Origin of the sequence: Sphaerospermopsis aphanizomenoides BCCUSP55 (assembly GCF_001586785.1) — a bacterium.
Taxonomy (GTDB): domain Bacteria; phylum Cyanobacteriota; class Cyanobacteriia; order Cyanobacteriales; family Nostocaceae; genus Sphaerospermopsis_A; species Sphaerospermopsis_A aphanizomenoides_A.
Genome location: NZ_LUFH02000034.1, coordinates 1 through 25703, shown reverse-complemented (window position 1 = coordinate 25703; position 25703 = coordinate 1). Strand labels below are relative to the sequence as shown.

Below are 25703 nucleotides of genomic sequence, written 5' to 3'. Positions count from 1 at the left end.
TCTGTTTATTTTCTGAAAAAAACCCACGATCATCAATCATAAATCCATAACTGCCTAAGAGTCCACACATTTGCAGTGGAGTGCAAATTTTTCGGTGGAGAGGGGTGTTGAGGTTAAGCTTTCTTGAAATTTTTCTTCCAGATACGGAGCTTGATAACTACAGGTTTTGCCCAGCGTCCACCAATTAAATCGTGCAGCAGAGTGTAGAAACAAGGAATAATAAACAGCGTTAACAACGTTGCTAAAGACAAACCAGAAAATACTACTATACCTAAAGGTTGCAGAAATTCTGATCCTTGTCCACTGCCTACGGCGACAGGAAACATCCCTAAAACCGTGGTAATTGTAGTCATTAAAATGGGACGTAAACGTTGAGGTGCGGCTTTTAAAATTGCGGTGCGACGATCAATTTTTTCTCTTTCCCGAATTTGATTGGCTAATTCCACCATAATAATGGCGTTGTTCACCACAATACCTACTAATAACACTGCACCAACGATTACTGTTGCACCAATGGCAGTTTGGGTAATGTAAAGCCCAAAAATTCCTCCAGCTAAAGCTAAAGGAATAGTAAATAGAATTACCAAAGGGTCAACGAGAGAATTGTATTGTACTGCCATCACGACAAAAACTAAAAAGATTGCCAAACCTCCTAGCAGTGGCAGTGATTTTTGTAGTTGTTGATTGGATTCTGCTGTGGCGCTGGGTAAAAAACTAACGCCTTCAGGCAAATTAACATTTTTAAGAACTTCATTAATTTGATTTAAAGCTGTACCCAGACTTGCTCCTTCTGCTAAATTCCCAGCAATTAAGAAGACTTGACGTTGATTAATTCGTTGAATTTCTCCTAGAGCTTTACTTTCTTTAATTGTTGCTACATCACTCAAACGAATTTGGTAATTACCGTTTACAAATAAAGGTAATCTTTCTAATTGGGAAGTGGTTTGGACTGAAGTTTCATTTAACTCTACTCGCACATCAACCAAACGGTTATTACGTTGTATTTGAGTGGGTACGCTACCTGTAATTGCCGTTTGAATAGTTTCACCAATATCTTTAGTATTCAGACCAACATTAGCTACTCGTTCCCAGTCAGGTAAAATCTGGATTTCTGGTTGTCTTGCATCTGCATCGGGACGAAATCTGACTGAGGTGACTTTCTCTTCTAGTGTCTCTAATAATTGACGACCTGCTTTTTCTAAAGTGTCTGAGTTATTCCCTTGGAGAATTAAATCAACATCACCACCACGAGTAGGAGAGTTGTTAAGAATTAAACCACGCACTTGTCCAGGGACTATACGGGGGCGAATATCTACTAAATTCAGCTTTTGAAATTCTTCAGTGACACGCTCAATATACCGATCTACATCTTTGACGTTAGGTTTAAGGGTAATGGTACTAGAACTACGCAGGGGATTAGCGGTACTGCTGTTACCAAAGAGAAAACCACCAACTGTAGAAAAAACATATTCTGTTTCCGGCTGTTGACGGAGAATGTCATCTATAGCCTTCATGACTTTTTGGTTAGTTTCCAGGGGTGTACCGGGTGGAAATTGAGCAATTAGGCTAACTTGTCCGGTGTTGATACGGGGGAGAATTTCTTGAGGAAGCTGGGGTGCTAACCAGTAACCACCACCACCTAAGACGATAATAGCGATCGCAATAGTTAATAACCGCCAACGCAATATTCCTGATAAAAAACGACCATATAAAATTGTAGCTGCATCAAAACGACGATTAAATTCTTGGAAGAACCAAAAATTAGTAAGGGAAATAGGAACTGGTAAAGCTAATAACCGCGATGTCAACATCGGGACAATCGTAACAGCAATTAAAATTGAAGCTGCTACTGAAAAGCTAATGGTGAGAATCAATTCATTAAATAGTAAGGAAATAAAACCACCAATCAGCAAAAATGGTAATACGGCAACTAAGTTTGTACTGGTGGAAGCAATTAAAGCCGATTCAACTTCCCGACTACTTTGTTCTGCTTGTTGAATAATTAAATTCGTTGGTAATTTTGCTGTTTGATGCTGTAATTTTGATTGATTAATTCCTTCCGTAATACTTTCGAGCATCACAATAGAATTATCAACCACAATTCCCACACCTAATGCTAGACCACCTAAACTAAAAATGTTTAGGGATAATCCAAAAAATCCCATGAGAATGATAGCAGCTAAAGTTGCTAAAGGGATTGATAAAACAATGATAAAAGTTTGTCGCAGAGAACCTAAAAACAACAGCACTGCTATGGCAGCTAAAACTGAACCAATCAATCCAGAATAAGTGACATTAGATAGAGAATTTCTAATAAAAATAGACTCATCTAAGGTAGGGGTGAACGTTGCTTCGGATGGAATCACACCAGCTTGCTTTAGTTCTTCTAACCTTTTTTTAACTCCATCAACAACACTAACAGTATTAGCATCTGGTTGTTTTTGAATACTGACTTTTACCGCTTCTTGACTGTCAAGGAAGACGTATACTCTCTGTTTTTCTGAACCGTCAATAACATCGGCGAAGTCACGCAAATAAACACGATTTTTGAGAGGAGAATTAGGGGTAGATACTTCAAAGGAAAGATTATTTATTTCCTCTGCATTTTGAAAACGTCCTACAGTCCGGGTTAATGGTTCAGAATTAGTTCCTAAAATTCTTCCCCCAGATATATCTTGGTTACGATTCTGTAGTTCGTTTAAAATATCGGTTAAACCAACACCAATAGCTTGCAGACGATCTAAATCAATATTGACTCTGACTTCTTCCTTTACTCCTCCTGATACATCTACCACTGCTACTCCCGGCACAACACCTAATTCGCGGGCTAATTCTTCTTCTGCAAAAACCCGTAAGTCAACACCTTTCAGAGTAGGTGAAGTAAGAGCAAATTCATAAACAGGTGATTGAGAAGGATCAATTTTAAATATGCGCGGTTCTTCTATTGTGTCTGGTAATCTGTTTCTGGAACGGTTAAAGGTAGCGGTAGCATCATTCAAGGCTTGGTCAATATTTCCTCCTGGTTGAAAGTACAAATCTAAACTTACTTGACCTTCACGGGTACGAGAAAAAACTTGAATTACACCTTCTGTCGCCGAAAAAGATTCTTCCAAAGGTTTAGTAATTTCATCAACTGCTACCTCTGGAGAAATTCCTGGTGCGTCTATTCTTACGCTAATTCGAGGATAAGTAATTGATGGCAGTAAATCTACAGGTAAACGAATAATGAAAAATACGCCTATGACAATTACAGCCAAAGTCAGCATCAGAGTACCGATATGCTGACGGATAGAAATGGCGCTAATACTAAAGCCGTTATTGTTTGTTGTTTGCATTTTTATAGCAGGTGAGAGGTGACAGTTGACAGGTGAGAGGTGACAGAGTTGAGACTGCTAAAAAACTTACAAATTATGTCTTTGCGGTTTGTTTAAATCTGTTTCTGACAAAATTGATAACTTGACAGTTTCACCATCTTTTAAAGGCTTACTACTGCGAACAACATAACTTTCTCCTGGTTGTAAGCCAGAAAGAACTTCTACATTACCGTCTGCTTTTTTACCCAAAGTGACGGATCTTTCTTTGACTTTGGCTTTACCGTCAGTTTCTTGGACAATAAATATTGTCCCTGTGGTGTTTTCTAATTGTGTTTGTTGGTCTATGCCATTAATTGCTGTTTTTGATACCACTACTCGCTGTGGTGTTGGGGATGTAAAGTTGACTCGTGCTAGTAGTCCACTGCCAATTTTTCCGCCACTGTTGGGAATAACTACTTCTATGGGTATTAACCGGGCTGTGCTATTAGCTGAGGGAGAAATGCGCTCTACTCTACCAATAATTGTTTGATCTGGGAAGGCATCTAAACGCACTTGTACAGATTGACCGACTTGAATTTTGGCTAGTTCTAATTCAGAAACTTGGACTACGACTTTAATTCGGCTCAAGTCAGCAATTTTTAAAACTTCGCTTCCTGGTTGCAGTAAATTTCCTGGTTCTGTGACTTTTTCTGTGACTACGCCGTTGATAGGAGAGATTAAGCGGGAGTAGGAACGGCGTTCTTTGGCAGCTTTTACTGCTGCTTGTTGGGCAAATACTCTTCCTTGGGCGGCGGCTACGGCTTGTTTTTCTGTTCTAACTTGTTCAATAGTAGCTTTGAGGGCTTGGGCTGCTGTTTGGGCTTTGGTTCGGGTTTGTTGGGCGGTTTGTTCAGAAATTGCCCCTTCTTTCAATAATTGCTGTTGTCTTTGGGAGTCTGATTGAGCTTGGATCACTTCTAAGCGGGCTTTTTCAACTTCGGCTTGAGCATTACTTACCTGTGTCATCGCCCTGGCTACTTCTGATTGACTGGCTGCTAGTTCTGCTTCTGCTTGCTGTGATGCGGTCATCAGTAGCACGTCGTCTAACTGACTAATGATTTGTCCCCGTTTGACTATATCTCCCACATCTAAATTTAATGCTATTAGTCTTCCTTCTACTTGCGATCGCACTGAAACCGTTCTATATGGGGTGGTGTTACCGATATAATCTGCTGGCGGACGTAGTAAGTTAGTCCGAGCGATCGCTACATCTACAGATGTTTCTCTATTACCCCTTTCTCTACCACCAGGCCGCCTCGATTGGGCTTCGGCTGATTCTTTTGGTAATGAACCACAACTGGCTGTTAGTAAGGCCAGCAGTAACATACAGAACATCAATAAATTATGGTTATTTATGACTGGGTTGGTAACTTTAGGAGTTGGTATTTTCAATTGTTTTTGTGACTTATTTTTGTCCAAAACCATGAACTTTTCTCCAATTGGGCAAGTATTCGTATTCAAAAAGTTTTTAGCAAGCAAGTGATTTTCAATAGAAATGAATAACGAAAAATAGCGATCAAAATTCAGCTATTTTTCTGCTATTTATGTATTCCGCATTACTTTTTTAGCCAAATAAAACTGACAGAATTCCCACTATATCCACAGGATATAGATGTATAGAACTGCTCAGATTATCAAAAATTATAAAGTTAGTATAAAGATTATGCCAGCAATGAGTAATAGGTAATTGGTCATGATTTAGTTATGCAAAGTTTGGTTTTCACGACAAATTGCTCGATTAAAGGGGAATGAAGCTGGAATTTTTGAGGATTTTATGTATATATTAAAAATAGTAAACAAATATTGATTTTGTAACCACTATCAAGTATAGCCAGATTTGTGATGAAGCTGTGGCATAGATGAAGCCAAGCCAGGTGCAGTCAGCAGTCAATCTCAAATCCCAAATCTAAAATCCAAAGTTGTTTGACGTTAGGTGAGGAAGGTAACAAGTGACATCACTGCTGAAAATTGCCCAAACTGCTGATGAACAGCAAATTGCTGAATTTTTCCAAGCATCAGTAGGTCAATGGCGTTCTGAACGGCGCTATTACACTCTCCCCCAAGGAGAAACTAAGGAAATTGTGAGTATTGTTACCATCCAATTTCTGGCACAGGGGGATGATGAATTGCAAAACTTGGCTGCTTTACATGATTTGTCAGATTTAGAGAGTTTGACTTGTGGTGCAAAAGTCGCTTGGGATAGTATGAATGTACGCAGCGCCACAAAGGAAGCCAGCGGAACAACTGTGTTCGGTGCTTTGGGAGATATTTTGTACCGCGATCGCGGTTTTGCGACGACTAAACCAGTCACGGCGCAATATTATTTCCCCAGCCAGAAAACCCTGTGTTTGCGAACTGAGTACAACAATTCAGTATTTGAGGAAGAAATCAAACTCATTGGTGACAAGTACCGCACCAGACAATCTATTATTTCCCGTGCTGGTGAGCAGTTAATGATTGGTCAATACTTGGAAAAGCGGATTGAATCGTAAGCTGTAACGCTAATACAAAATTTCAAATCATCTTGACTCAAAGTCTGTCTACATTCATCAGCTATTAGCTGGAAACACTAGCCACAACTTGTATTTACAGGGCTGGCAAAATTTTCTCTCAAAATTTTGTAAAATCTTCACCCAAAAATCTAGTTTGTATGTCATCATAAGGGAGAGAATTAATTCGGCGATTAGTGTTTTGTTGTTAGTATTGACAGGCTTTTTACTTGTGGTATTTACAGACTGCTCTCCGAAATCTAAATCTCTACAAACTCGTGATTTTGGAGACATAATATGTCAGTTTACGTAGGCAATCTTTCTTATGAAGTTACACAGGATGCTTTAACTCAAGTCTTTGCAGAATACGGTTCTGTAAAGCGAGTTCAGATTCCTACTGACCGGGAAACAGGCCGTGTACGTGGTTTTGCTTTTGTAGAAATGAGTTCAGAAGCAGAAGAAACTGCTGCCATTGAAGCACTTGATGGCGCTGAATGGATGGGTCGTGATTTAAAAGTTAACAAAGCCAAGCCCAAAGAAGACCGTGGCGGTGGCTACGGTGGTGGCGGTGGTCGCGGTGGTTACGGTGGTGGCGGCGGCGGCGGTCGCAATCGCTACTAATATTCACCCGTATTGCTAATTTCCATTAACTAAAAGTGACCCACTCCGACTTCGGGGTGGGTTGCTTTTTAAGTTTTTGATTTTTAATTTTCCAGGTTTCAAAAATGGACAATTACCTGTCCTTACCTGGAAGTGAGAGGATTGGGAAATAGGAAATTTTTTCTTTTTTCTCCTGGAAAGGAGAGGTTTTAAACCTTGAATGAAACAATTGTCAATTGTCAATTGTCAATTATCAATTGATTGTTTGGTGATTCCAATTACCTACACTAGTAGTTAAGTTTGCTTCTTGAATACCTTTTTCTCCTCCTGAACCTGGGAGAATTATTAGTTGTCCTGTTGCAGTTAGTTCTAGGTTTAAGTCTTTATTATCGTACAGAGTTGGTAGAATTGGTCGTCTGTAAGGTGAATAATAGGTGCTAGGTTTAAGGTGACGGTATTCATAGCAGATCATTAGTGCAATTGTTCTGGCTTCAATTTTTCAGAGTCAGCCGTTTAACCTTCTTCGTCATCACCAAAATCAGGTTCAACACCAAGAGCGCGTAATTGTGCTGCTAATCTTTCTGCTCGTAGTCTTTCTTTATTTGCGCGTTGTCTTTCTCGCTCCCCTTGTTTTCTTTCCCGTTCTTCCGGTGTGAGAACCCAGTTACCTGAAGCATCATACCAGCGTAACCACTGCCGTTCAATGCCGTGATATACACCTTGCCACAGTCCTAAACCTAATTCAATATCATTTAGCCATACACGCAGTTGATTGATTTCCAATTCAGCATAACTACTTCCCTGTAATTGAAATCCTCTTAACTGGTCAGTGTAACGATCAAAAACTATATAATAGGGTACTCTTAAAACTCGTTCGTAAACTTCCCACTTAGTTGGAGGTTGACTAGCATCTCGTAAGGTTCTCCCTAAATCTTCTTTTTCTGTTCCTGGTGAAATAAATTCTACCACCACAAAAGGATTAACGCCTTCTTGCCAAACCACATAACTCAGCCGTAGTTCTTTTTGTGCATACAACCTGGGGACATCAACGACAGCAAACCAGTCAGGGCGTTTATACCATAATGGATGATGAACATCATAGTAAAGATTTAAGTCTGTGGCGATAAATACCTGATTTTCCGGGAAGTTTGACAGACAAAAAGTTTCCCGTAATAACTGCGGTTGTAAAAGATGAAATTCGTCTGGCAACCCGGGTTCCTCTGGATCTTCGCTAGGTAAATCATACATTGTCGGTAGGAATTCCTTAGCAGAACGCGGTGGGTCTGTTTGATACATAACGGCTGCAAAAAAGAAATGTCAACTTCACTATATGCTTGTTCTAATTCTTGATATCGCAATCAATCCAGTGCTAACCTTATTACTTGAGAACTAGATTTACAGACTTTAATAATTTTGTAGTTATCAACAAACTCTACTAATGGCGCTGGTAAGGAAATTGATATTTTTTCCATTTGCATGGAATTACCATCTGGTGATTTTTTACCTAAATCAGCAATTAGGTTTAAAAAATTGCACTAAATTCATTCATAGTATGTTACACTTCTAATTATCCTATGTAGCAATACATAGGGCATTAACCCCAGTAACTATTTGTTAGATGGGGTGAATTTTAATCTAAAATGAGTTCATGGAGGAAAAAGTGCTTAAGCACTATTTTTGTATTTTCGCGTGCTTGTGTGCGATATCCTATATATCTCACAATGTTGCAACTACAGCCAAGTACAGCGATTCAACGGTCAAGACAGTAGAATCAGTAGTTACGAAAATTAAGGAGAAGTAAGATAACAAAATCTTACGCTTAAATCAAATCAATCATATTCGTGTACTTATAACAAGCATTGTTAGATTTTGCTTGTATTTTTAAATGCACAAAAATAGGGGTGGTGTTGGTAGCACTGCCCTTTTTTTACTGACATATTTAATATTACAACTTTCACCTGTCGTCGTCAAGTCTTACAGGAGTTTTTAGATTATCGTAACGAGTTTTTCTCGTTCCTAGTCTCTGACTAGGAATGCAGTTGATGAGTCTCTGACTCAACTACCAGCACAAAACCAGGTAAAATGGCTTGTATTCTGGGATTGGAGGCAGAGCCTCCCGGTAGGCAATAGAATTGTTATCTAAATTGTAGAATTTAAATAGAATTGTTATCTAAATTGTAGAATTTAAACTGTAGGCATTCCCAGCCGGAGTCTGGGAACGAGCAGTATGTCTGTTTTAATTCCATTCTAAAACAAGTAAAATAACTAAAATAAAACATGGTTAAATATGTAAAATGGATGCTCTTGGTTGAATATTAGTATTTGCATATACATAACGCAACGATGAGATGAGACTAGACTTGTCTATACTCGCTTAGAAATATCATTCCCTTTAGGAGTCGCTGCAATTTGAATGATTTTGAATTTACAAAGGTAGGTAAATTATGCTTCAAGCCTTACCAAAAATAGTAACTTTTGCAGAATTTATAGAATGGCTACCTGATAAGGGACGCTATGAATTACATGATGGAGTAATTGTTGAAATGAATCCACCAGTAGGTTTTCATGAAGATATTATTTGTTTTTTAGCTGAGAGAATCACGGCTGAATATTTACGCTTAAATTTACCCTATGGAATCCCAAAAACTACTTTTGTTAAAACACCAGGAAGCGAATCCAGCTATTTACCAGATGTGTTAGTAATCAATAGAAACATTCTAGCAACTGACCTAAACTGGAGAAAATCAGCAGTAATTTCTGAACCTGATTCTATTCCTTTAGTTATTGAAGTTGTGAGTACAAATTGGCAAGATGATTATTATAAAAAGCTGGGAGATTATGAAAGATTAGGTATTTCTGAATATTGGATTGTGGATTATTTAGCACTGGGAAGTAAAAGGTTTATTGGTAGTCCTAAACAACCAACTATTTCTATTCATCAAATGATAGATGGAGAATACCAAGTTAGTCAATTTACAGGTAGTGAATTGATAGTATCATCAACTTTCCCAGAATTAAAGTTGACTGCGGAACAAATTTTTAAAGCTGGTAATTTTAATTAAACTGTACATTTAGGTGGGCAATGCCCACCCTACTGTTTAATAATAACTCGCTGATTTACGATGATGCACAGCAGTTACACCATCTTGGTTTAACACCTTACCATCATCAACTGTGGCATAAACCAACCAATGATCGCCCACTTCCATCCGATTGTTTACGGTACATTCCAAGTAAGCTAAAGCACCATTGAGAATCACACCACCATTACTAGCTTCTGTGGTTTCTAAACCAGCAAATCTATCTTGCCCAGGCGCATAAACCTTCATAAATTGCTTGCGTATTTCCCGACCTTCTGTCAAGATATTGACAACAAATTGATTACCCGTGTGAGTCAGGTTTTCCATCGCCCTATCCTTAGCAACTGCAATAGTTAAACCAGGAGGACTAAAGCTGGCTTGTGTCACCCAAGATGCTAACATTCCCGTTTTCACTTCTCCTTGAGTAGCGGTGACAACACACAGAGAACCAACAATGCGCCCAACGGCTTGTTCTACATTTGTGGCTGGTTGTTTAGCAACTACGGATTTTCTAGCAGCGCGTTTTAATGCTTGGGCGAAATCTGTTCCTGCTTCTTCACAGGTTTGTAAGGTGACTTCGTTGGGTTTGAACTTGACGCGAATGGTGTCAAAACCAAATCTGTAACCTGCATCTTTGAGTTTACTTTCAATTAAATCAACCGCTTCTCCACTCCAACCAAAAGAACCGAAAACACCTGCAAGTTTGTTGTTAGTAGCTGTTGATAGAACAATTCCTAAAGCTGTTTGTACTGGTGTGGGTGCGTGTCCTCCTAATGTGGGAGAACCGATGACAAAACCTGCTGATTTTTCAATTGCGGTTTTGATTTCTTCCGGGTCTGCAAATTCGCAGTTAATTGATTCAACACTCACACCTGCTTTCGTTATACCACGAGCGATCGCACCAGCTAAAGTTGCAGTATTCCCATAAGCAGAAGCATAAATCAAAGCTACACTCATGTCAGCATTGGTTTGTTGCTGAATCCATTCTCGGTAAGAATGGGTAAGTTCAATTAAACCATAACGAACTAATGGACCGTGACCAGTGGCGTATAATCTCACCGGCAAATCTGCTAATTTATCCAAGGCTGTTTCTACTTGTCTGGCGTGGGGAGCCATGAGACAATCGAAATAATAACGCCTATCTTCGTTAAATACTTCCCAACCTTCATCAAATACTTGATCACCACAAATATGCGCCCCAAATAATTTATCGGAAAATAAAATTTCTGTTTGAGGATCGTAGGTGCAAAGTTCGTCAGCGTAGCGGGGATTAGGTGTAGGAATAAATTGCAGATGATGTCCTTTACCTAAATCTAAAGTTTCTTCACCCCGCATTACCAAAATTGGTAGATATTCATTTTCCAATGCAGCTTTTAAATTTTTCGCCCCTGGATTAGAACAAACAAAAGTAATTTGTGGGGCAATTTCTAGTAATGCTTTTAATGTTGCGGCGCGGTTAGGATTAATGTGACCGAGAATTACATAATCAATCGCTTTGAGATCAAACCGCTGTTGTAAAGCCTCTAAATAAATGGCTGTAAAAGTTTCACCAGGTGGATCAATTAAGGCAATTTTATCACCTTGAATAATAAAAGAATTAGCAGTTGTACCTTTAGCGAGAGCATATTCTATTTCAAATCTTAATCTTGCCCAACTGCGCGATCGCAATATAGTAGTATCTGTGCCAATGGGCAATATTTGAACATCACGGGGTTTAGTATTTGACATAACTGTAATCTCCTTTTTTGCTTTTTTAAATATCTTGTATTTCTAGTTTTTTATTTCAACTTAAAGCCTACGATAGAATTTCTCTGCGTTCTCTGTGCCTGGATTGGTTCGTTGATAAAATCATTAGTTCCTAGGATAAAATGCCTGATTTTTTACAAAGTGGGCATTACCCGCACAACAACGTAATTGATAAAATGTAATTCATAATTCGTGATGGGAAATTTTTGTTTAATTACGAATTACGAATTACGAATTACGAATTACGAATTACGAATTACGAATTACGAATTAATAGTGATTACCAACTTTCCGATGGTGTACTGCTGTCAGTGCTTCGGGTTTAGATACTCTGCCGGCATAAACTGTGCTGTATACTGCCCAGTGATCACCGCAGTCCATCCGACTGACTACTTCACATTCCATGTAAGCGAGAGCATCACCTAAAATTGGCGCACCATTTTCTGCTGGTTGGGTTTTAACTCCTTCAAAGCGGTCAGCACCAGGGGCGAACCGTTTTAAGAAGTGTTTCATCAAGGGTTGATAACTGCCTTCTTCTAATACATTGAGAACAAAGCGATCGCCTACTTGCATCAAAGATTCTATCGCCCGATCTTTAGCTACCGCAATGGAAAAACCCAAAGGTTTAAAACTGGCTTGACTCACCCAAGAAGCTAACATGGCGCTGGACACATCACCTTTTTTAGCAGTGATGATATATAAACCGCCGCTAATTCTTCCTAGTGCTTTGTCTAAATCAGCACCAAGGGATTTCATGGCTTTGATACTTTTGTCTCTAGTCACCCATTGACCTAAATCAGTTCCGGCTTCTTCACATTTTTTGTAAATGTTTTCTGTGGGTGTTTCCCGAATTTCAATCACGGGAAAAGCTACACTCAAACCCGCAGCCCGGAATTGATTTAAGAGTGGGTAAGTGGGTTCATCGTCGCCACCACCGGTTTCAAAAATACCAATTGCCTGTTTTTCTTTGGCAGAACCTAAAACCGTACTCAGTCCAGCTTGAATAGTGGCACTACCAGAAACAGGTGGCATTCCCACAACTATACCTGTACAGCGTCCTACAAGCTCCCGTAGCTCTTGTAAATCGACTGCTCCACCCAAATCGACCAATTCCACTGCTACACCGGTTTTAGTGATACCGTTAGCAATTGATTGGGCCAAGCGATCGCTATATCCATACTCAGAAACGTAAAATATCCCGACTGGTGTTTCTGCCTTGGTTTGGCTTTGACTCCAATTCCGGTAACGTCCAGTTAATTCCTCAACGTTGTGGTACAGTAATGGTCCGTGACCAGTAGCGATCATTTTGATGGTTTTTAATTCTGCCATCCGCTTCATAGCAGAAAGCACAGAGCGAGCATTAGGACCCATTAAGCAGTCATAGTAATATTTAAAGTCTTCTTCAATGGCAGACAAGTTATCATCAAACGTGCTTTCTGTGCAGTAGTGCAGCCCAAAGGCATCACAGGTAAACAGAGTTTGGGTTTTGTGGTCAAAGCTGAAAATGGTATCAGGCCAGTGTAAATTAGGCGCAATCACGAATTCAAACTCGTGACCGTTTCCCAAGTCGAGGCGATCGCCATTTTTGACAATTCTCCGTTTAAATGGCCGATGTACCAAGTCTTCTAAAAACTGAATTGCTACCTTAGAAGCAACTACAGTGATATCAGGAGCCATTTGCAGCAAATCTTTCACTAAGCCGCTGTGGTCTGGTTCTGTGTGGCTAATAATTAAATAATCAATATCTTGGGGATTGATTAAACCAGTGAGTGTATCAAAATATAGCTGACGAAACTTTTCATGGGAGGTGTCAACTAGGGCAGTTTGCTCACCGCAGATCAAAAACGAGTTATATGTTGTACCGTTTTGCAGACCAAACTCAATATCAAAGCGGTCTCGATCCCAGTCCAAAGAACGAATAGCCGTAGTATCCTGAGTAATTTCTACAGTCTGTATGGTAAGCCGTTTAACAGTGATAGGATTTCCCTGTCCATCATATTTATCGGTGAGCAATACCATAACTCCCCTCCTTAACTCTCATTGAGTATTTATTCCTCTTGCTTTATTGTGACACGGGTTGAATATTAATTTTTATTAAAAAACCTATGACTGACTTAAGAAAGTTAAAAGTGTGAAACAGAATACTTACCAACAAGGCACAGATAATCTTTGGCTAGGATTAATGATTGGTAACTCCCGCTTACATTGGGCTTTGTTTGTAGACAATACTCTCAACTCAACTTGGGATACAGACCATCTATCAGCATCTGATATGCAAAAGTTAGCTAAAACCAATACTCTTCCTCTCTCGCCATCTTCCGCTCGTCCCATGTTCCTCTCTTCCAACCTCCCCATCACTCTCGTTTTAGCTTCCGTAGTTCCTAGTCAAACAAAACTTTGGCAAACTTACCCAAATGTTCGCTTAATTACCTTAAATCACATTCCTATTCAAAATATGTATTCCTCATTAGGAGTTGATCGCGCTCTGGCTTTATATGGTGCCGGGAAAACTTATGGATTTCCGATGTTAGTCATTGATGCCGGTACAGCAATAACTTTTACAGGTGTTGATAATCAGCAATATTTAGTAGGTGGCGCAATTTTACCAGGACTCAGTTTACAGTTGAACAGTTTGGGACAAAATACAGGACAATTACCATTGTTAAAAACTAGGGAAATTGTAGAATTGCCACCGCGTTTTTCTTTGGATACAAAATCAGCAATTCAAAGTGGAATTATTTACATTTTATTAGCAGGAATCAAGGATTTTATTGATAACTGGTTATTATTATTTCCTGATAGTAAAATTGCAATTACAGGAGGAGATAGTGAGTTATTGAAAGCCTATTTAATACAACAGTTCACCGAAATTGGAGAACGGTTAATTATAGATAAAAATTTGATATTTCGCGGAATGTGGGAAGTTTATTTTGTCTGAATCAGGTGGTTATCGAGCGAAGTCGAGATAATATCCAGGATTTAAGAATTTACAGGATTTTATTGATGATGTTTCTTAAATCAAAGCACCGGAATTTATTTCAATTTCTGACTAATTTATATAAGAAATACGAACCACAGAGGCGCAGAGAACACAGAGAAAATCAATTTCAATAAACATTTTTTGTTGATTTTAGTCATCTTTAGATGACTTTAGCTATGAGACTGGGAATTCATTCCCAGGCGGGTTATCAACAAACAGCGAAAGTGGTTATGATTTACAAATTGCTGCTATTGCTTTAACTAACAATTTAATTTTAGTCACTCACAACACCAGAGAATTTTCACGTATACCCGAATTAAAATTAGAAGATTGGGAAATTGTCTGATAGCGTAGCGTGGCACCAGCCATATCAGGACATCCTGATTCTGACAAAAAATCAACACCAGAAATCAAAAAACCTCATCCTGTACATCCTGTACATCCTGTACATCCTTAAATCCTGATTCTGACAAAAAAAAGAACAACCAACCCCCTGATTCTCAAAAAAAAACTGTTTATTCTCAATAACTATTGAGAATCATGTCAACAAGCCAAAATCAGTCAACGAATTTTCAAGGTTCTTGACATCTCCACAGCTTATGTTATGATAAAAAAGACAGACCCAAGGGATTCCTATATCTGTCTATCCAAAATACTCAACTTAATAAAATAGATTTTTCTTACTTCCCATAACTAAGAGACTTCCAAGAAATAAATTATCCAATCTTGTGGGATGGGCTTCTAGCCCGTCCATGTTTAAGGGCAGGCAAGACTTGTACTGAGCGAAGTCGAAGTATGCCTACCCCACAAGAATTAATTGAATATTTTTTATTTGGAAGTTCCTAAACCCAAGAAGTCAAAAATCTCAATCCTGTACATCCTTAAATCCTGGATAGCCCGATTCAGACATATTAAAAATCGCTAAAAAAATTTGATCGCCGAAGGCGATAGGGCAAGAGGGCAAAAGTGTAAAGGGCTACTAAGTCCTGGGGGGAACACGCACAACACGAAAACCGAGGTCGAGGTCGTTGCCGTCGAAAATGACGCGAGTCGCACAACGACAGAACCTAGAATCGTAGTTCCAAGAACCGCCTCGAACAACATGGAAAGTGCTTTGTCCAATCCAAGCACTACCATCTGTAGGCGAGTTTATATAATTTTCATGCCAAGTATCCTGACACCATTCCCAGACATTCCCGTGCATATCATACAAACCAAAAGCATTGGGGGGAAAAGTTCCTACATTAGTGGTTTGTTTCCTGTACAATCCCTTCGGTGCATCTTTGTAGGTTGAATTACCATCATAATTTACCAAATCTGGGGTAATACTTTCACCAAAATAAAATGGTGTCGTAGTTCCTGCCCTACAAGCATACTCCCATTCTGCTTCACTCGGTAATCTGTAGGTTTTTCCTGTTTTTTCGCTTAACCGTTCACAGAATTTAAAAGCATCATCCCAACTGACTGTTTCAACTGGACGATTATCACCTTTGAATTCAGAAGGATTGCTACCTATAATAGCTTGATATTGTGCCTGGGTCAACTGATATTTCCCGATAAAAAAACTGGGAACAGTCACTTGATGTTGGGGACTTTCATCTTTATACCTCCCTTCCTCACTTTCCGGTGAACCCATCATAAAAGTTCCCCCTGGAATTTCCACCATTTCCAAAACTACACCATTTCCTAAATCTTCCTCATAGTATCTTGCGGAAGAATTACTCCTATCAATAATGCTTCCCCGTGAGTCGGTTTTCACAACTTCAAAATTAAAAGTTTTCAGGTTGGAATTATTTGATGTGGTCGAAACAGGAGTTTGAGAAACTTGGGGAACTGGTTCTGGGGAAGGTGAAGGAGAAGATGTGGTCGAAACAGAAGTTGTTTTTTCCCCACTTCCAGAAAATAACTTATTACCAACAACCGCTAAACCAAAACTTCCCACAGCAACACCAGCAAGTTGTAAAAAATGACGACGGTTTGGAGGAGGAGGTGGTGGTGGTGGTGGTGGTGCAGGAGTTAAAGCTTTTAGTGCTTCCTGTGCATCTTGGTAACGTGCGCTGAAGTGATAACGCACCATCTTAGTTAAAATATTAGCAAAATCTTCACTGACATTTGCCCAATTCCGCCAAATTACCTCTTCATTGGTAGGATCTGTAGGTAATTCGTGGGGTTGTATACCCGTCAACGCATAAATTCCCAACATTCCCACCGCATAAACATCACTCGCTAACTTTGGTCTTCCTGCGGTTTGTTCACTAGGCATATAACCAGGAGTACCAATAGTAACGGTTAAAATAGTTTGACCTTGGGCATTTACCCTCATCGTTTCTTTTACCGCCCCAAAGTCAATTAACATAATTTTACCATCACCACTGCGACGCATGATATTTTGGGGTTTAAGATCGCGGTGAATAATATTTTGTTGATGGACAAAAATTAAAACTTCTAAAATTTCTCTGAGTAACTTTTTCACCTGATTTTCAGGTAACTTATTTTTAGGATAAACTTCCCTAGTTAAATCTTGACCGTTAACAAATTCTTGAACTAAATAAAATTCATTATTTTCTTCAAAATAAGCAAAGAGTTGCGGAATTTGATGATGAGTTCCTAACTTCTGTAATGCTTCTGCTTCCTGTGCAAATAACCTTCTAGCGATAGGTAAAGCTGCTGCGGTGTTGGGTGGTTTAATTTGCAGATGTTTCACCACACACTGAGGATGGTTAGGTAAATCTAAATCTGCTGCTAGGTAGGTATCACCAAAAGCACCGCTACCCAAAACGCGGATGATTTCATAGCGTTGACGCAGTTTGACACCCATAAAGCAGTGATTTACTGAGGATAAGCAGATACAGTAATTATTTTGTCACATTCTTTGAGTAAAGGCAATATAACAGGACTTACGCACAAAATTGATCATCCGGGCTGGGTGTAGGGTGTGGGGTGTAGGGTGTAGGGGTTTTTTTCTTTGATCAACCTATCCTCCGAAAACCTTATTTTTTCGTTTTTTTGCGTAAGTCCTATATAAATAACCCAGATCCTTTACGTCTTCAAAAATGCAGGTATCTTAAACTATTTCTCTGTGTCCTCTGCGGTTCGTTAATAAAAAAAGAAATCTAAAGAAATCTTGAATGCACAATCATCAAAAATCCAGTGCGTTACACTGTCGCTAACACACCCTACATATATCAATCAAAAATCAAAAATCAAAAATCAAAAAATTATTTTATGCCAAAGTAGTTAAACCATGCAAATAGTCTTGCAGTTGTCTTGCATGGTCATGAGACATTTTGGGTTGAGGTAAACAACTAGGTTCAAAAGCTTTAATTTCCATCACTTCCAAATCATCTTTAACCTTCATTTCTCCTTGTACTTCTGCTTCCACAACAATACAAATAGAATGAATTCTTGGATCACGATCTGGTGAAGAATAAACTCCCACCAAGCGCCGGATTTTTAGTACATCCAGTCCAGTTTCTTCCATTAACTCTCGACGCACTGCATGAGGAATATCTTCTCCCCAGTCCACCATACCACCAGGTAAAGACCAACAACCATCATCTCTCCGTCGAATCAATACTATTCGACCATCAGGTAAAATTGGAATCACACTAGTACCAGTAATGGGATGACGAAATATAATACCCAAAACCGTTTGTCCAAAGTGCCATAAACTGCGTGTGGACTGAATCACTGGCATAAAAAAAGTAATAATATTCAAGCTGCAAATTTTAGATTGTAGTTGGTTATTTCCCTAATAAAATAGAGACTGAGTTCTGTTGTCTGTAAACATGGTTTAGTGAGAGATTTTCTTGTAGATGATATACGTATAATACATCAATTTTACTATTTACTAGACATGATTGAATAGCAAAAATTTATAATACGTATATCCATAAATCAACAAAGATGATTAAATTCATCCCGCTGTTTTGTGTCTTCATTTTGTGTTTTCATTCTCAGCCAAGATAAAATAGATAACTCGACAGTTTTAAGTGTTTCCTGATTTTCAAGACTATTAGCTGGTATTAGTTTGATTGACAGCAATAATAAATACTAGGGTATGTAACTATATTCCGGCTGTTTTAATAAAAATTGAAATGCGGAGATTACGAATTTTTTAGCTGTCATAAGATTCTGAGTACATAACGGCGGAAATAACTCAACCATTCCCAATCACTGAAACGCTTACTCTGTATTCATTTTGAATTTTGAAACCATGGTAGTACTAGTTGGTGTATGAAAATTGCCAAACTGAGAAACCCGATGAAATTTGTTGTTTGTGCTTTAGGGTTTTAGCCTATTCTCTGAGTAAATATCAATCTAGCTTGACAGCAAATATCTGAGTACGCTAAGATGGTATGCTGTTTAAAGTGTTGATATTTACTGCACTAGGCGAAAAATAATCCCGACCGCTTTATAGTCTAGGGAAACGGAGTCTATGGTTTCATAACCTAATACCCGATTGACCCAAGGCATGAGATAAATAAATATCTATGCTTTTAGGAACTATATCAATAACGTCGGTAGCTGATATTGCCTACGTAATGCCTAGATGTCGATTTTTTGTTGTTTATTCATGAGGTGAATATGGCCAAGCGCCGCAACCCGAAAAAAGAAAAGGCGCTACGGAACCAGGCTTATGCCAGAAAGTTTCGTAAACGGACTACGACAGGAAGAATGCAAAGAAGGTTCCAACAAAGACCACCTAAGAGTGAAGATGAAGAAACAGGAGCAGCAGCAATGGATGCAGCTGATTAAATTAACTGTTTAAATATTTCCTCTGGGATTAATTTGCTATATTTGGGCGTACATTTATCTTTATTTGTACGCCCTTGTTTATAGCAGGTGACAGGTGACAGGTCATAGGTGACAGGTGACAGGTCATAGGTGAGAGGGAATAGGTGATAGGTGAGAGGGAATAGGTAATTAATACATTATTCTCCTGAAGCCCCTCTGCTTGCCTCAATGTTAGGACTTACGCAAAAAAAAGAAAAAATAAGGTTTTCGGAGGATAGGTTCATCAAAGAAAAAAACCCCTACACCCTACACCCCACACCCTACACCCAGCCCGGATGATAAATTTTGTGCGTAAGTCCTGAATGTGTAACTCTTATTGGTTTAACAGCTGATGAGGTCTAGCTAGTTAACTTGAGTACGGGCTTTGATAATAGCTTGTCTCACTTGTGCAAAACCAGTACCACCGTAGCTGTTGCGGGATGAAACTACTTGATGAGGTGATATAGCTTCATAAATATCCGCTGCAAAGGCTGGATGTAGTTGTTGCCATTCTTCTAAGGTTAAGTCTTTGAGCAGTTTACCTGCTGCTATACTGGTTTTTACTACCTTACCGACGAGGTTATAGGCTTCCCGGAAGGGTACTCCTCGTGCTGCTAGATAATCTGCTACATCTGTAGCGTTAGAAAAGTCTTCTGTAACCGCTTGTGCTAGTCGCTGGGTACGAAATTCTAAGCCTTCTTGCAGCAAAATAGTCATGGCTTCTAGACAGGCTTTCACAGTATTCACGCTGTCAAATATGCCTTCTTTGTCTTCTTGCAGGTCTTTGTTATATGCCAGGGGTAGACCCTTCATAATTACTAACATCGCCTGGAGATGACCAAAAACACGCCCTGTTTTCCCTCGTACTAATTCTGGCACGTCCGGGTTTTTCTTTTGGGGCATGATGCTAGAACCTGTAGCACAGCTATCTTTGAGGGTGACAAAGCGAAATTCTTCTGAAGACCAGAGAATAACTTCTTCTGAGAGTCTGCTGAGGTGAACCATGATCAGACTTGCTGCACAGAGAAATTCTATGGCAAAATCTCGGTCGCTGACTCCATCCAAGCTATTGGCATAAATATCATCAAAATGCAGTAGTTTGGCGCTGTAATGCCTGTCAATAGGGAAAGTTGTTCCTGCTAAAGCACCACAACCCAAGGGGGAAATATTCACCCGTTGGAAAACATCTCCTAAGCGTTCCCAGTCCCGTTGTGCCATTTGAAAGTATGCCAAGAGGTGGTGAGCTAAACTGAGGGGTTGGGCGCGTTGGAGGTGAGTATAGCCAGGAATTAGGGTTTCAACGTTTTTTTCAGCGATGTCAAGTAAAACTGTTTGAAATTCCCGTAAATGCTGGCGAATTTGTTGGATTTGGTCGCGCAGATAAAGTCTAGTATCAGTTCCTACTTGGTCGTTACGAGAACGGGCGGTATGTAACTTTTTACCAACATCACCAACAATTTCCGTCAGTCGCTTTTCTACAGCAAAATGTACATCTTCAGCATCAATACCGGGCTGAAATTTACCTTGTCGGTATTCTTGACGAATTTGTTCTAACCCTGTAACTAATTGCTCTCCTTCTTCTGAGGAAATAATTCCTGTGTGAGCCAGCATTTGAGCATGAGCTTGAGAACCAGTGATATCATATTCTATCAGTTCAATATCAAAAGTTATACTGGCATTAAAACGAGCGATCGCTGGATGTAGTGCAGATTCAAATCGCTGGCTCCAAGTTTGTTTTTCGGTCATAAATTTAGAAGGAAGAGGAAAAAACAATTTGTGATTTTAGACTTTAAAGTACCATCAATTCAAAATCTAAAATCCCAAATTATCTTAACCATAACTGGTTAAACTCTTAAAAACATAGCCGATAATTATACCAATCAAAGTTGCCCAAATTTGCCCAGTTTTGACAAAGTTATTCCAAGCACCTTGCATCTGACCGATAACATCTGGATCTTTTACATTGGTGTAATCAGCAGCTAGAAAGATAAGATCGAAATGCAAATTTCCTAAGACGGGAAATACAATATCATGCAGATGTTCCATAATCTTCAGCCCCAAGGGTTTACTTATAGACTGTTCTCAAGAATTGCCGTAACTAGTCTCATAGCTAATCACCGCAATTATACAGAGTTTTTACTGTATTAGCTTACTAACTTTGAGATGCCAAGCGTAATTTTTCTGAAGTTCTTAAAATTTGTCCTGCTAAAACTGCTGCACCAAAGCCATTATCAATATTAACTACTCCCACACCCGCTGCACAGGAGTTAAGCATTGTCAATAGTGGGGCTAAACCCGAAAAGCTCGCACCATAGCCGATGCTAGTGGGAACGGCAACTACTGGGCAATCTGCTAAACCCGCTACCACACTGGGTAAAGCCCCTTCCATACCCGCAACAACAATTAATACCGAAGAGGATTCTAGCAGGTAACGGTGACTAAGTAACCGGTGAATTCCCGCTACGCCCACATCCCAAAGACGCTGGACACGGAAACCAGAAAGTTCTGCGGTGACTGCGGCTTCTTCTGCTACAGGTAAATCAGCGGTTCCCGCAGAGAGAATACCGATTTGTCCTGGGAATTTGATTTCGATTTCTGGGGGAGTAATGGCACAAATTCTTGCCAATTCGTAGTATTTAAGACCTCTGACTTTTTTTTGCAGTTCAGCGTAAACTAACGGTTCTATGCGGGTTGCCATGACTACAGAAGTCTTCTGGCGCATCACTTCTATAATCTGCACAATTTGATCGATAGTTTTACCAGGCCCCCAAATCACTTCTGGAAAACCTGTTCTTAACTGACGATGGTTATCTATTTTGGCAAACTCACCGACAGATTCATAAGCTAGGTCTTTGAGTGAGTTAAAGGCTATATCAGGGCTTATTTTACCATTGGCAACCGCTTCTAGGAGCGATCGCAAAGCTTCAGGTTGAGTCATTCAATTTTAGATTTTAGATTTTGGATTTTAGATTTTGGATTTTAGATTGATATTTTGGTAACGCTTAATTGGTGAGATGCGGACTATTCCCTTCTTGCTGTCACCTGTCACCTATCACCTATCACCTGTCACCTACTTTGTGATTTTAATTTCATGAATGTTCCAGAATGGACCACCCAAAGCCGAAAACTTAATCCCTTCAAAACGGTTTCTTACTGCGGACAGAGAATAGGAGTTTACCAAATAAATAAACGGTAAATTTTCCTGTGTTAATCGCTGACTTTCTGCGTAAATTTCTTTAACTTTTGCTTCATCAAATTCCTGTGCGCCTTGAATATAAAGTGCATGAATCTGAGCTTCCCAAGGTGCAACTTTCCAGCCTTCTATTGGCTTTTGTCCTGGTTGGGGTTTTTGATTAAACATATGTAAACCACCTTCAGGAGACCATACATTAGCTCCATCATTTGGTTCTAATCCACCAGTTAATCCGATTAAAGATGCTTCCCAATCTAAAGTATTAGATAGTTTATCTGTAAAAGTATTCCATGCTAGAGGAGTAAAATCAACTTGAATACCAATTTTACTCAAGTCCTGTTTAATTTGCGAACCCATTGCTTCACGAATCTTGTTTCCAGCATTGGTAAGTAAAGCAAATCTGACCAGGTTTCCTTGAGCATCTTCTAGTTGATTTTGAGCATTGTATTTAAATCCTGCTTTGAGTAATATTTCCTTGGCTTTTGCGGGATTATAATTGTAAACTTTTAACCCTTGTTCTGGAGAAAGATAATAGGGACTTTGGACAGAAATCGGTGAATTTTGCGGCTTACCTAAACCACGATAAATATTATTAATCATGGTTTGTCTATCAATTGCATAAGCCACAGCTTGGCGAAAGTCTACATTATTAAACCAACGTGATTTAATTGGCTCTACTAATGGTTTACCATTTCTTTTGCCTTGATTTAAATTAAAAAATACAAAACTTGTACTTGTAGATGGACCACCATTATAAATTTGGAAATTACCTTGTTTTTCTTGTGCTTTCAGCAAAGAGAAATAATCAGGTGTCACCCCTACAGAATCTAAACCACCAGAGCGAAATTGTAACAAAGAGGTATCTGTTGATTCGACAATTTGCCAAACAATACGCTCAATATAAGGTTGGGGTTTACCTTCAGCATCTTTACGCCAATAATAAGGATTACGACGGAAAATTATTCGTTGACTGGTATCATAACGTTCTAGTTTATAAGGACCATTAACAATTATTTGCTCAGGTGGAGTATCCACACCCCATATTGTCAGAAATTTCGGTTTACCATCTTGATCTTTTGTTTTTATGGATTCTCTTAATATATGAGCAGGTAAAATAGCCGCACCAGCACTTTGTAAGAAAGGTCTAAAAGGTTCGGGTACACTAAATTCTACCCTTCTATTATCCACTTTTTTCACAGTTGGTAATTTGCGTTCTTTACCAATTCTCAAAATATCTCTAACATCAGTGGGTATGTCTTCATTTAGATAAATATCGTTATAGGTAAAGACGACATCATCTACTGTTAATGGTTTACCATCTGACCATTTTAAAGTATCCTTTAAAGTGAAAGTTATTTTTAATTTATCATCAGAAACTTCCCAGGATTCAGCTAAATTTGGTTCTAGTTCACCAGTGAGGGGATTTTGATTGAGTAATCCCTCATAAGTATAACCGAAAATATTAGGAGATTCGGGACTTAGGGCATAGTTAAAGGTTGTAGGAACACTGAGAATACTCGTGACTAATTGCGGTACTTCTTGACTGGCATTACTTTTGAAATTACTGTGATTGCAACCTGTGATTGATAATACTGTGAAGGAGAGGATAGTGATGATTAATAAAAGGCTTTTTGTGTGGTTGAGAATGTTTTTAATAAATGCCATAATTTCACTAATAGAAATATTATTTAAGTTGATGAACTAGAATTAACCCATTGAAGAAAATATTGTGCCTTGGTAAAATATTTAATACCTGCTTTGCGTAAAGATTCTTTTACTTCTGGTTTACCAAAGTCCTCTTTATTATCGCTAATAAATGCTTTTTTTTCTTGAGAATGTGAATCCGCATGATTTAAAATACATCTTAAGATTAAGTTATCCATGATATCGTTTTTGACTAACAATGTTTCTGGTTGAGTTAACATTATTCTACAAGTATGCTGGAGTTGATCATCGGGTAGAAATATACTTTCTGCCTGAGAATTTTCTCCATCAATAGCACTGGAAAGACGATATTGAATATCATTAAGCAATGAATCATTATCATTTTTTGCTTGTTCTAAATTGTTAATTAAAGATATAGCATTAGCAGAAGATCGATCACGTTTAGCTTCTTTAATTTTATTTTCTATTTCCATTTTAAAAGACTTTATTGCTTGTTTCTCTATCTTGAATACAGATACAGCTTCAACATAACAAATATTTGGTACAAATATACGTACTTCATTAGGTGGGTTATATAGTAAATTTTCTGCTTCTGGATCTTGCCCTTTAGCAATAGCCATTAAAAAATTAGTTTCTATGTAAAGTATTGTCACCTTAATCTACCTGATAATTAAATTCTCTATATTTTTTATTCATCATTGTGCGAATAAGTATCTCCCCCTTCTATTTTATCCAATAATTCAATCTCTTGTAATTGGTTAGATGCTGGTGGTTTGTCTGATTTCCAGTGATAAGCTAAGTCTCTTAACCAAGATTCTACTAGTGTTTTCAAATAGAACGCAAATATTTTATGCTTCTTGTCTTTAAAATCGCTGTCATAAGTGCTGAGAATCTCAGCAGTTTCTAGCTTTAATGGACTATTTTGTGTTGTACCATTTTTGTACTGAAAAATAGTGATATTGTCTAATTCAGCCAGCATTGCAAAACGAATTTTTTGAGAATTCTGTAAATATAATTGTGTAATTTTTGATAAATTACTTTTTTTGTCTTCGTCGTGTATTTTTTTTGCTTTTATGTCAACCAATAGTGCTATTTGCTGATTTTTATCTAATACAACAATATCTGGATAAGACAGAAGCAATAATCTTTCTATTTTTTCCGGTGAATCAAATTCATTATTCCAAATACTGGATATCAGCCTTAATTTAACTAATTCTTCCGGTTTATCTAAACTAAACATATAGCAATCCTCCTATTAATTAATCACCTGATACCAACAAAACTACAGCATAGGCACAAATACCTTCTTCTCTACCTGTGGGACCCAATTTCTCATTAGTAGTAGCTTTGACACCAACTTGATTGGGTTCTAATTCTAAAACCGCTGCTAATTTCTCCCGCATGGAATTAATATGTGGTTTTAATTTGGGACGTTCTGCCACAACCACAGAATCAATATTGCCGATTTTCCAACCTTGCTCACGAATTAACTGATGAACTTGTTTTAATAGTACAAGACTATCAGCACCTTTCCATTGGGGATCAGTAGGTGGGAAATAATGGCCAATATCGCCTAAAGATAATGCTCCCAGTATTGCGTCCATAATTGCGTGGGTGAGGACATCAGCATCACTGTGTCCTAATAAACCCAGTTCATGAGGAATGTGAACACCGCCTAAAATTAAATTGCGATCGCTCACCAATCTGTGAATATCGTAGCCGTTACCAATTCTGATGTTCATAGTCATTAGTCCTTAGTCATTAGTCATTGGGCATTGGGTTATTAATCTTCCCCTGCCTCCCCTGCCTCCCCTGCCTCCC

General features: G+C 38.7%; 20 protein-coding genes and 1 pseudogene. 6 read left to right on the top strand and 15 right to left on the bottom strand.

Going from position 1 to position 25703, the window contains the following annotated elements:
* Positions 1-113 precede the first annotated feature (113 nt).
* Entirely contained in the window at positions 114-3335 is a 3222-nt protein-coding gene (locus tag A0J48_RS10700; RefSeq protein WP_200322926.1) for an efflux RND transporter permease subunit, read from the bottom strand.
* A gap of 66 nt (positions 3336-3401) precedes the next feature.
* Entirely contained in the window at positions 3402-4778 is a 1377-nt protein-coding gene (locus A0J48_RS10695; RefSeq protein ID WP_200322924.1) for an efflux RND transporter periplasmic adaptor subunit, read from the bottom strand.
* 524 nt (positions 4779-5302) lie between these two features.
* Here A0J48_RS10695 and A0J48_RS10690 point away from each other — a divergent pair.
* Positions 5303-5845 carry a phycobiliprotein lyase gene (locus A0J48_RS10690; protein WP_200322922.1) on the top strand — a complete coding sequence of 181 codons (543 nt, stop codon included), beginning with the start codon at positions 5303-5305 and terminating at the stop codon, positions 5843-5845.
* Positions 5846-6139: 294 nt separating this feature from the next.
* Positions 6140-6463: an RNA recognition motif domain-containing protein gene (locus tag A0J48_RS10685; RefSeq protein ID WP_200322920.1), complete on the top strand. Its 324-nt coding sequence runs from the start codon at positions 6140-6142 to the stop codon at positions 6461-6463.
* 232 nt (positions 6464-6695) lie between these two features.
* On the opposite strand, the gene A0J48_RS10680 is transcribed toward A0J48_RS10685, so the two are convergent.
* Together A0J48_RS10680 and A0J48_RS10675 are read right to left on the bottom strand one after the other, a co-directional pair.
* Entirely contained in the window at positions 6696-6914 is a 219-nt protein-coding gene (locus tag A0J48_RS10680) for a PDDEXK family nuclease (protein ID WP_325078603.1), read from the bottom strand.
* 41 nt (positions 6915-6955) lie between these two features.
* Positions 6956-7738 carry a Uma2 family endonuclease gene (locus A0J48_RS10675; RefSeq protein ID WP_200322918.1) on the bottom strand — a complete coding sequence of 261 codons (783 nt, stop codon included), beginning with the start codon at positions 7736-7738 and terminating at the stop codon, positions 6956-6958.
* A gap of 1148 nt (positions 7739-8886) precedes the next feature.
* Here A0J48_RS10675 and A0J48_RS10670 point away from each other — a divergent pair.
* Positions 8887-9504 carry a Uma2 family endonuclease gene (locus A0J48_RS10670; protein ID WP_200322916.1) on the top strand — a complete coding sequence of 206 codons (618 nt, stop codon included), beginning with the start codon at positions 8887-8889 and terminating at the stop codon, positions 9502-9504.
* 36 nt (positions 9505-9540) lie between these two features.
* Here the strand turns inward: A0J48_RS10670 and A0J48_RS10665 are convergent, their stop codons facing one another.
* Positions 9541-11250 carry a diflavin flavoprotein gene (locus A0J48_RS10665; RefSeq protein ID WP_200322914.1) on the bottom strand — a complete coding sequence of 570 codons (1710 nt, stop codon included), beginning with the start codon at positions 11248-11250 and terminating at the stop codon, positions 9541-9543.
* Between the two features lie 288 nt (positions 11251-11538).
* Positions 11539-13287 carry a diflavin flavoprotein gene (locus A0J48_RS10660; RefSeq protein ID WP_200322912.1) on the bottom strand — a complete coding sequence of 583 codons (1749 nt, stop codon included), beginning with the start codon at positions 13285-13287 and terminating at the stop codon, positions 11539-11541.
* 112 nt (positions 13288-13399) lie between these two features.
* Here A0J48_RS10660 and A0J48_RS10655 point away from each other — a divergent pair, with 112 nt between their 5' ends.
* Both A0J48_RS10655 and A0J48_RS26880 read left to right on the top strand, forming a co-directional pair.
* Entirely contained in the window at positions 13400-14206 is an 807-nt protein-coding gene (locus A0J48_RS10655; RefSeq protein ID WP_200322910.1) for a pantothenate kinase, read from the top strand.
* Positions 14207-14477: 271 nt separating this feature from the next.
* Positions 14478-14594: pseudogene (locus A0J48_RS26880) on the top strand (type II toxin-antitoxin system VapC family toxin); the annotation flags it as partial.
* A gap of 633 nt (positions 14595-15227) precedes the next feature.
* Here A0J48_RS26880 and A0J48_RS10650 read toward each other — a convergent pair.
* Positions 15228-17066, bottom strand: coding sequence for a bifunctional serine/threonine-protein kinase/formylglycine-generating enzyme family protein (locus A0J48_RS10650; RefSeq protein WP_200322908.1), 1839 nt, complete (start codon positions 17064-17066; stop codon positions 15228-15230).
* A gap of 405 nt (positions 17067-17471) precedes the next feature.
* Entirely contained in the window at positions 17472-17945 is a 474-nt protein-coding gene (locus A0J48_RS10645; protein ID WP_411841127.1) for an NUDIX hydrolase, read from the bottom strand.
* A gap of 890 nt (positions 17946-18835) precedes the next feature.
* On the opposite strand from A0J48_RS10645, the gene A0J48_RS10640 reads away from it, so the two are divergent.
* Positions 18836-19006, top strand: a complete 171-nt coding sequence (locus A0J48_RS10640) for a hypothetical protein (protein WP_187039505.1) — start codon at positions 18836-18838, stop codon at positions 19004-19006.
* A gap of 381 nt (positions 19007-19387) precedes the next feature.
* Here the strand turns inward: A0J48_RS10640 and argH are convergent, their stop codons facing one another.
* The 7 genes from argH to ispF form a co-directional block, all read right to left on the bottom strand.
* Complete coding sequence (argH, locus tag A0J48_RS10635; RefSeq protein WP_200322904.1) at positions 19388-20770, bottom strand: argininosuccinate lyase; 1383 nt, start codon at positions 20768-20770, stop codon at positions 19388-19390.
* An 84-nt stretch (positions 20771-20854) separates the two neighbouring features.
* The gene (locus tag A0J48_RS10630; protein ID WP_200322903.1) at positions 20855-21070 is read right to left on the bottom strand and encodes a hypothetical protein; all 216 of its coding nucleotides are present in this window, start codon (positions 21068-21070) and stop codon (positions 20855-20857) included.
* A 106-nt stretch (positions 21071-21176) separates the two neighbouring features.
* A complete protein-coding gene (gene larB / locus A0J48_RS10625) occupies positions 21177-21962 on the bottom strand; it encodes a nickel pincer cofactor biosynthesis protein LarB (RefSeq protein ID WP_200322902.1) in 786 nt (261 codons plus the stop codon).
* A gap of 132 nt (positions 21963-22094) precedes the next feature.
* Positions 22095-23882: an ABC transporter substrate-binding protein gene (locus tag A0J48_RS10620; RefSeq protein ID WP_200322901.1), complete on the bottom strand. Its 1788-nt coding sequence runs from the start codon at positions 23880-23882 to the stop codon at positions 22095-22097.
* Positions 23883-23905: 23 nt separating this feature from the next.
* On the bottom strand, positions 23906-24535 hold the full coding sequence (locus A0J48_RS10615; RefSeq protein WP_200322900.1) for a PIN domain-containing protein: 630 nt from the start codon (positions 24533-24535) through the stop codon (positions 23906-23908).
* Between the two features lie 35 nt (positions 24536-24570).
* On the bottom strand, positions 24571-25122 hold the full coding sequence (locus tag A0J48_RS10610; protein ID WP_234300838.1) for a hypothetical protein: 552 nt from the start codon (positions 25120-25122) through the stop codon (positions 24571-24573).
* Between the two features lie 19 nt (positions 25123-25141).
* Positions 25142-25630 (bottom strand): 2-C-methyl-D-erythritol 2,4-cyclodiphosphate synthase, encoded by a 489-nt coding sequence (ispF, locus tag A0J48_RS10605; RefSeq protein ID WP_200322899.1) that lies wholly within the window; start codon positions 25628-25630, stop codon positions 25142-25144.
* Positions 25631-25703 lie beyond the last annotated feature (73 nt).

Bases quoted from the DNA above. Each gene is read 5' to 3' on its own strand.
- A0J48_RS10700 (WP_200322926.1), bottom strand. From the start codon at position 3,335: ATGCAAACAACAAACAATAACGGCTTTAGTATTAGCGCCATTTCTATC.
- A0J48_RS10695 (WP_200322924.1), bottom strand. From the start codon at position 4,778: ATGGTTTTGGACAAAAATAAGTCACAAAAACAATTGAAAATACCAACT.
- A0J48_RS10685 (WP_200322920.1), top strand. From the start codon at position 6,140: ATGTCAGTTTACGTAGGCAATCTTTCTTATGAAGTTACACAGGATGCT.
- A0J48_RS10680 (WP_325078603.1), bottom strand. From the start codon at position 6,914: ATGATCTGCTATGAATACCGTCACCTTAAACCTAGCACCTATTATTCA.
- A0J48_RS10675 (WP_200322918.1), bottom strand. From the start codon at position 7,738: ATGTATCAAACAGACCCACCGCGTTCTGCTAAGGAATTCCTACCGACA.
- A0J48_RS10670 (WP_200322916.1), top strand. From the start codon at position 8,887: ATGCTTCAAGCCTTACCAAAAATAGTAACTTTTGCAGAATTTATAGAA.
- A0J48_RS10665 (WP_200322914.1), bottom strand. From the start codon at position 11,250: ATGTCAAATACTAAACCCCGTGATGTTCAAATATTGCCCATTGGCACA.
- A0J48_RS10660 (WP_200322912.1), bottom strand. From the start codon at position 13,287: ATGGTATTGCTCACCGATAAATATGATGGACAGGGAAATCCTATCACT.
- A0J48_RS10650 (WP_200322908.1), bottom strand. From the start codon at position 17,066: ATGGGTGTCAAACTGCGTCAACGCTATGAAATCATCCGCGTTTTGGGT.
- A0J48_RS10645 (WP_411841127.1), bottom strand. From the start codon at position 17,945: ATGCCAGTGATTCAGTCCACACGCAGTTTATGGCACTTTGGACAAACG.
- A0J48_RS10640 (WP_187039505.1), top strand. From the start codon at position 18,836: ATGGCCAAGCGCCGCAACCCGAAAAAAGAAAAGGCGCTACGGAACCAG.
- argH (WP_200322904.1), bottom strand. From the start codon at position 20,770: ATGACCGAAAAACAAACTTGGAGCCAGCGATTTGAATCTGCACTACAT.
- A0J48_RS10630 (WP_200322903.1), bottom strand. From the start codon at position 21,070: ATGGAACATCTGCATGATATTGTATTTCCCGTCTTAGGAAATTTGCAT.
- larB (WP_200322902.1), bottom strand. From the start codon at position 21,962: ATGACTCAACCTGAAGCTTTGCGATCGCTCCTAGAAGCGGTTGCCAAT.
- A0J48_RS10620 (WP_200322901.1), bottom strand. From the start codon at position 23,882: ATGGCATTTATTAAAAACATTCTCAACCACACAAAAAGCCTTTTATTA.
- A0J48_RS10610 (WP_234300838.1), bottom strand. From the start codon at position 25,122: ATGTTTAGTTTAGATAAACCGGAAGAATTAGTTAAATTAAGGCTGATA.
- ispF (WP_200322899.1), bottom strand. From the start codon at position 25,630: ATGACTATGAACATCAGAATTGGTAACGGCTACGATATTCACAGATTG.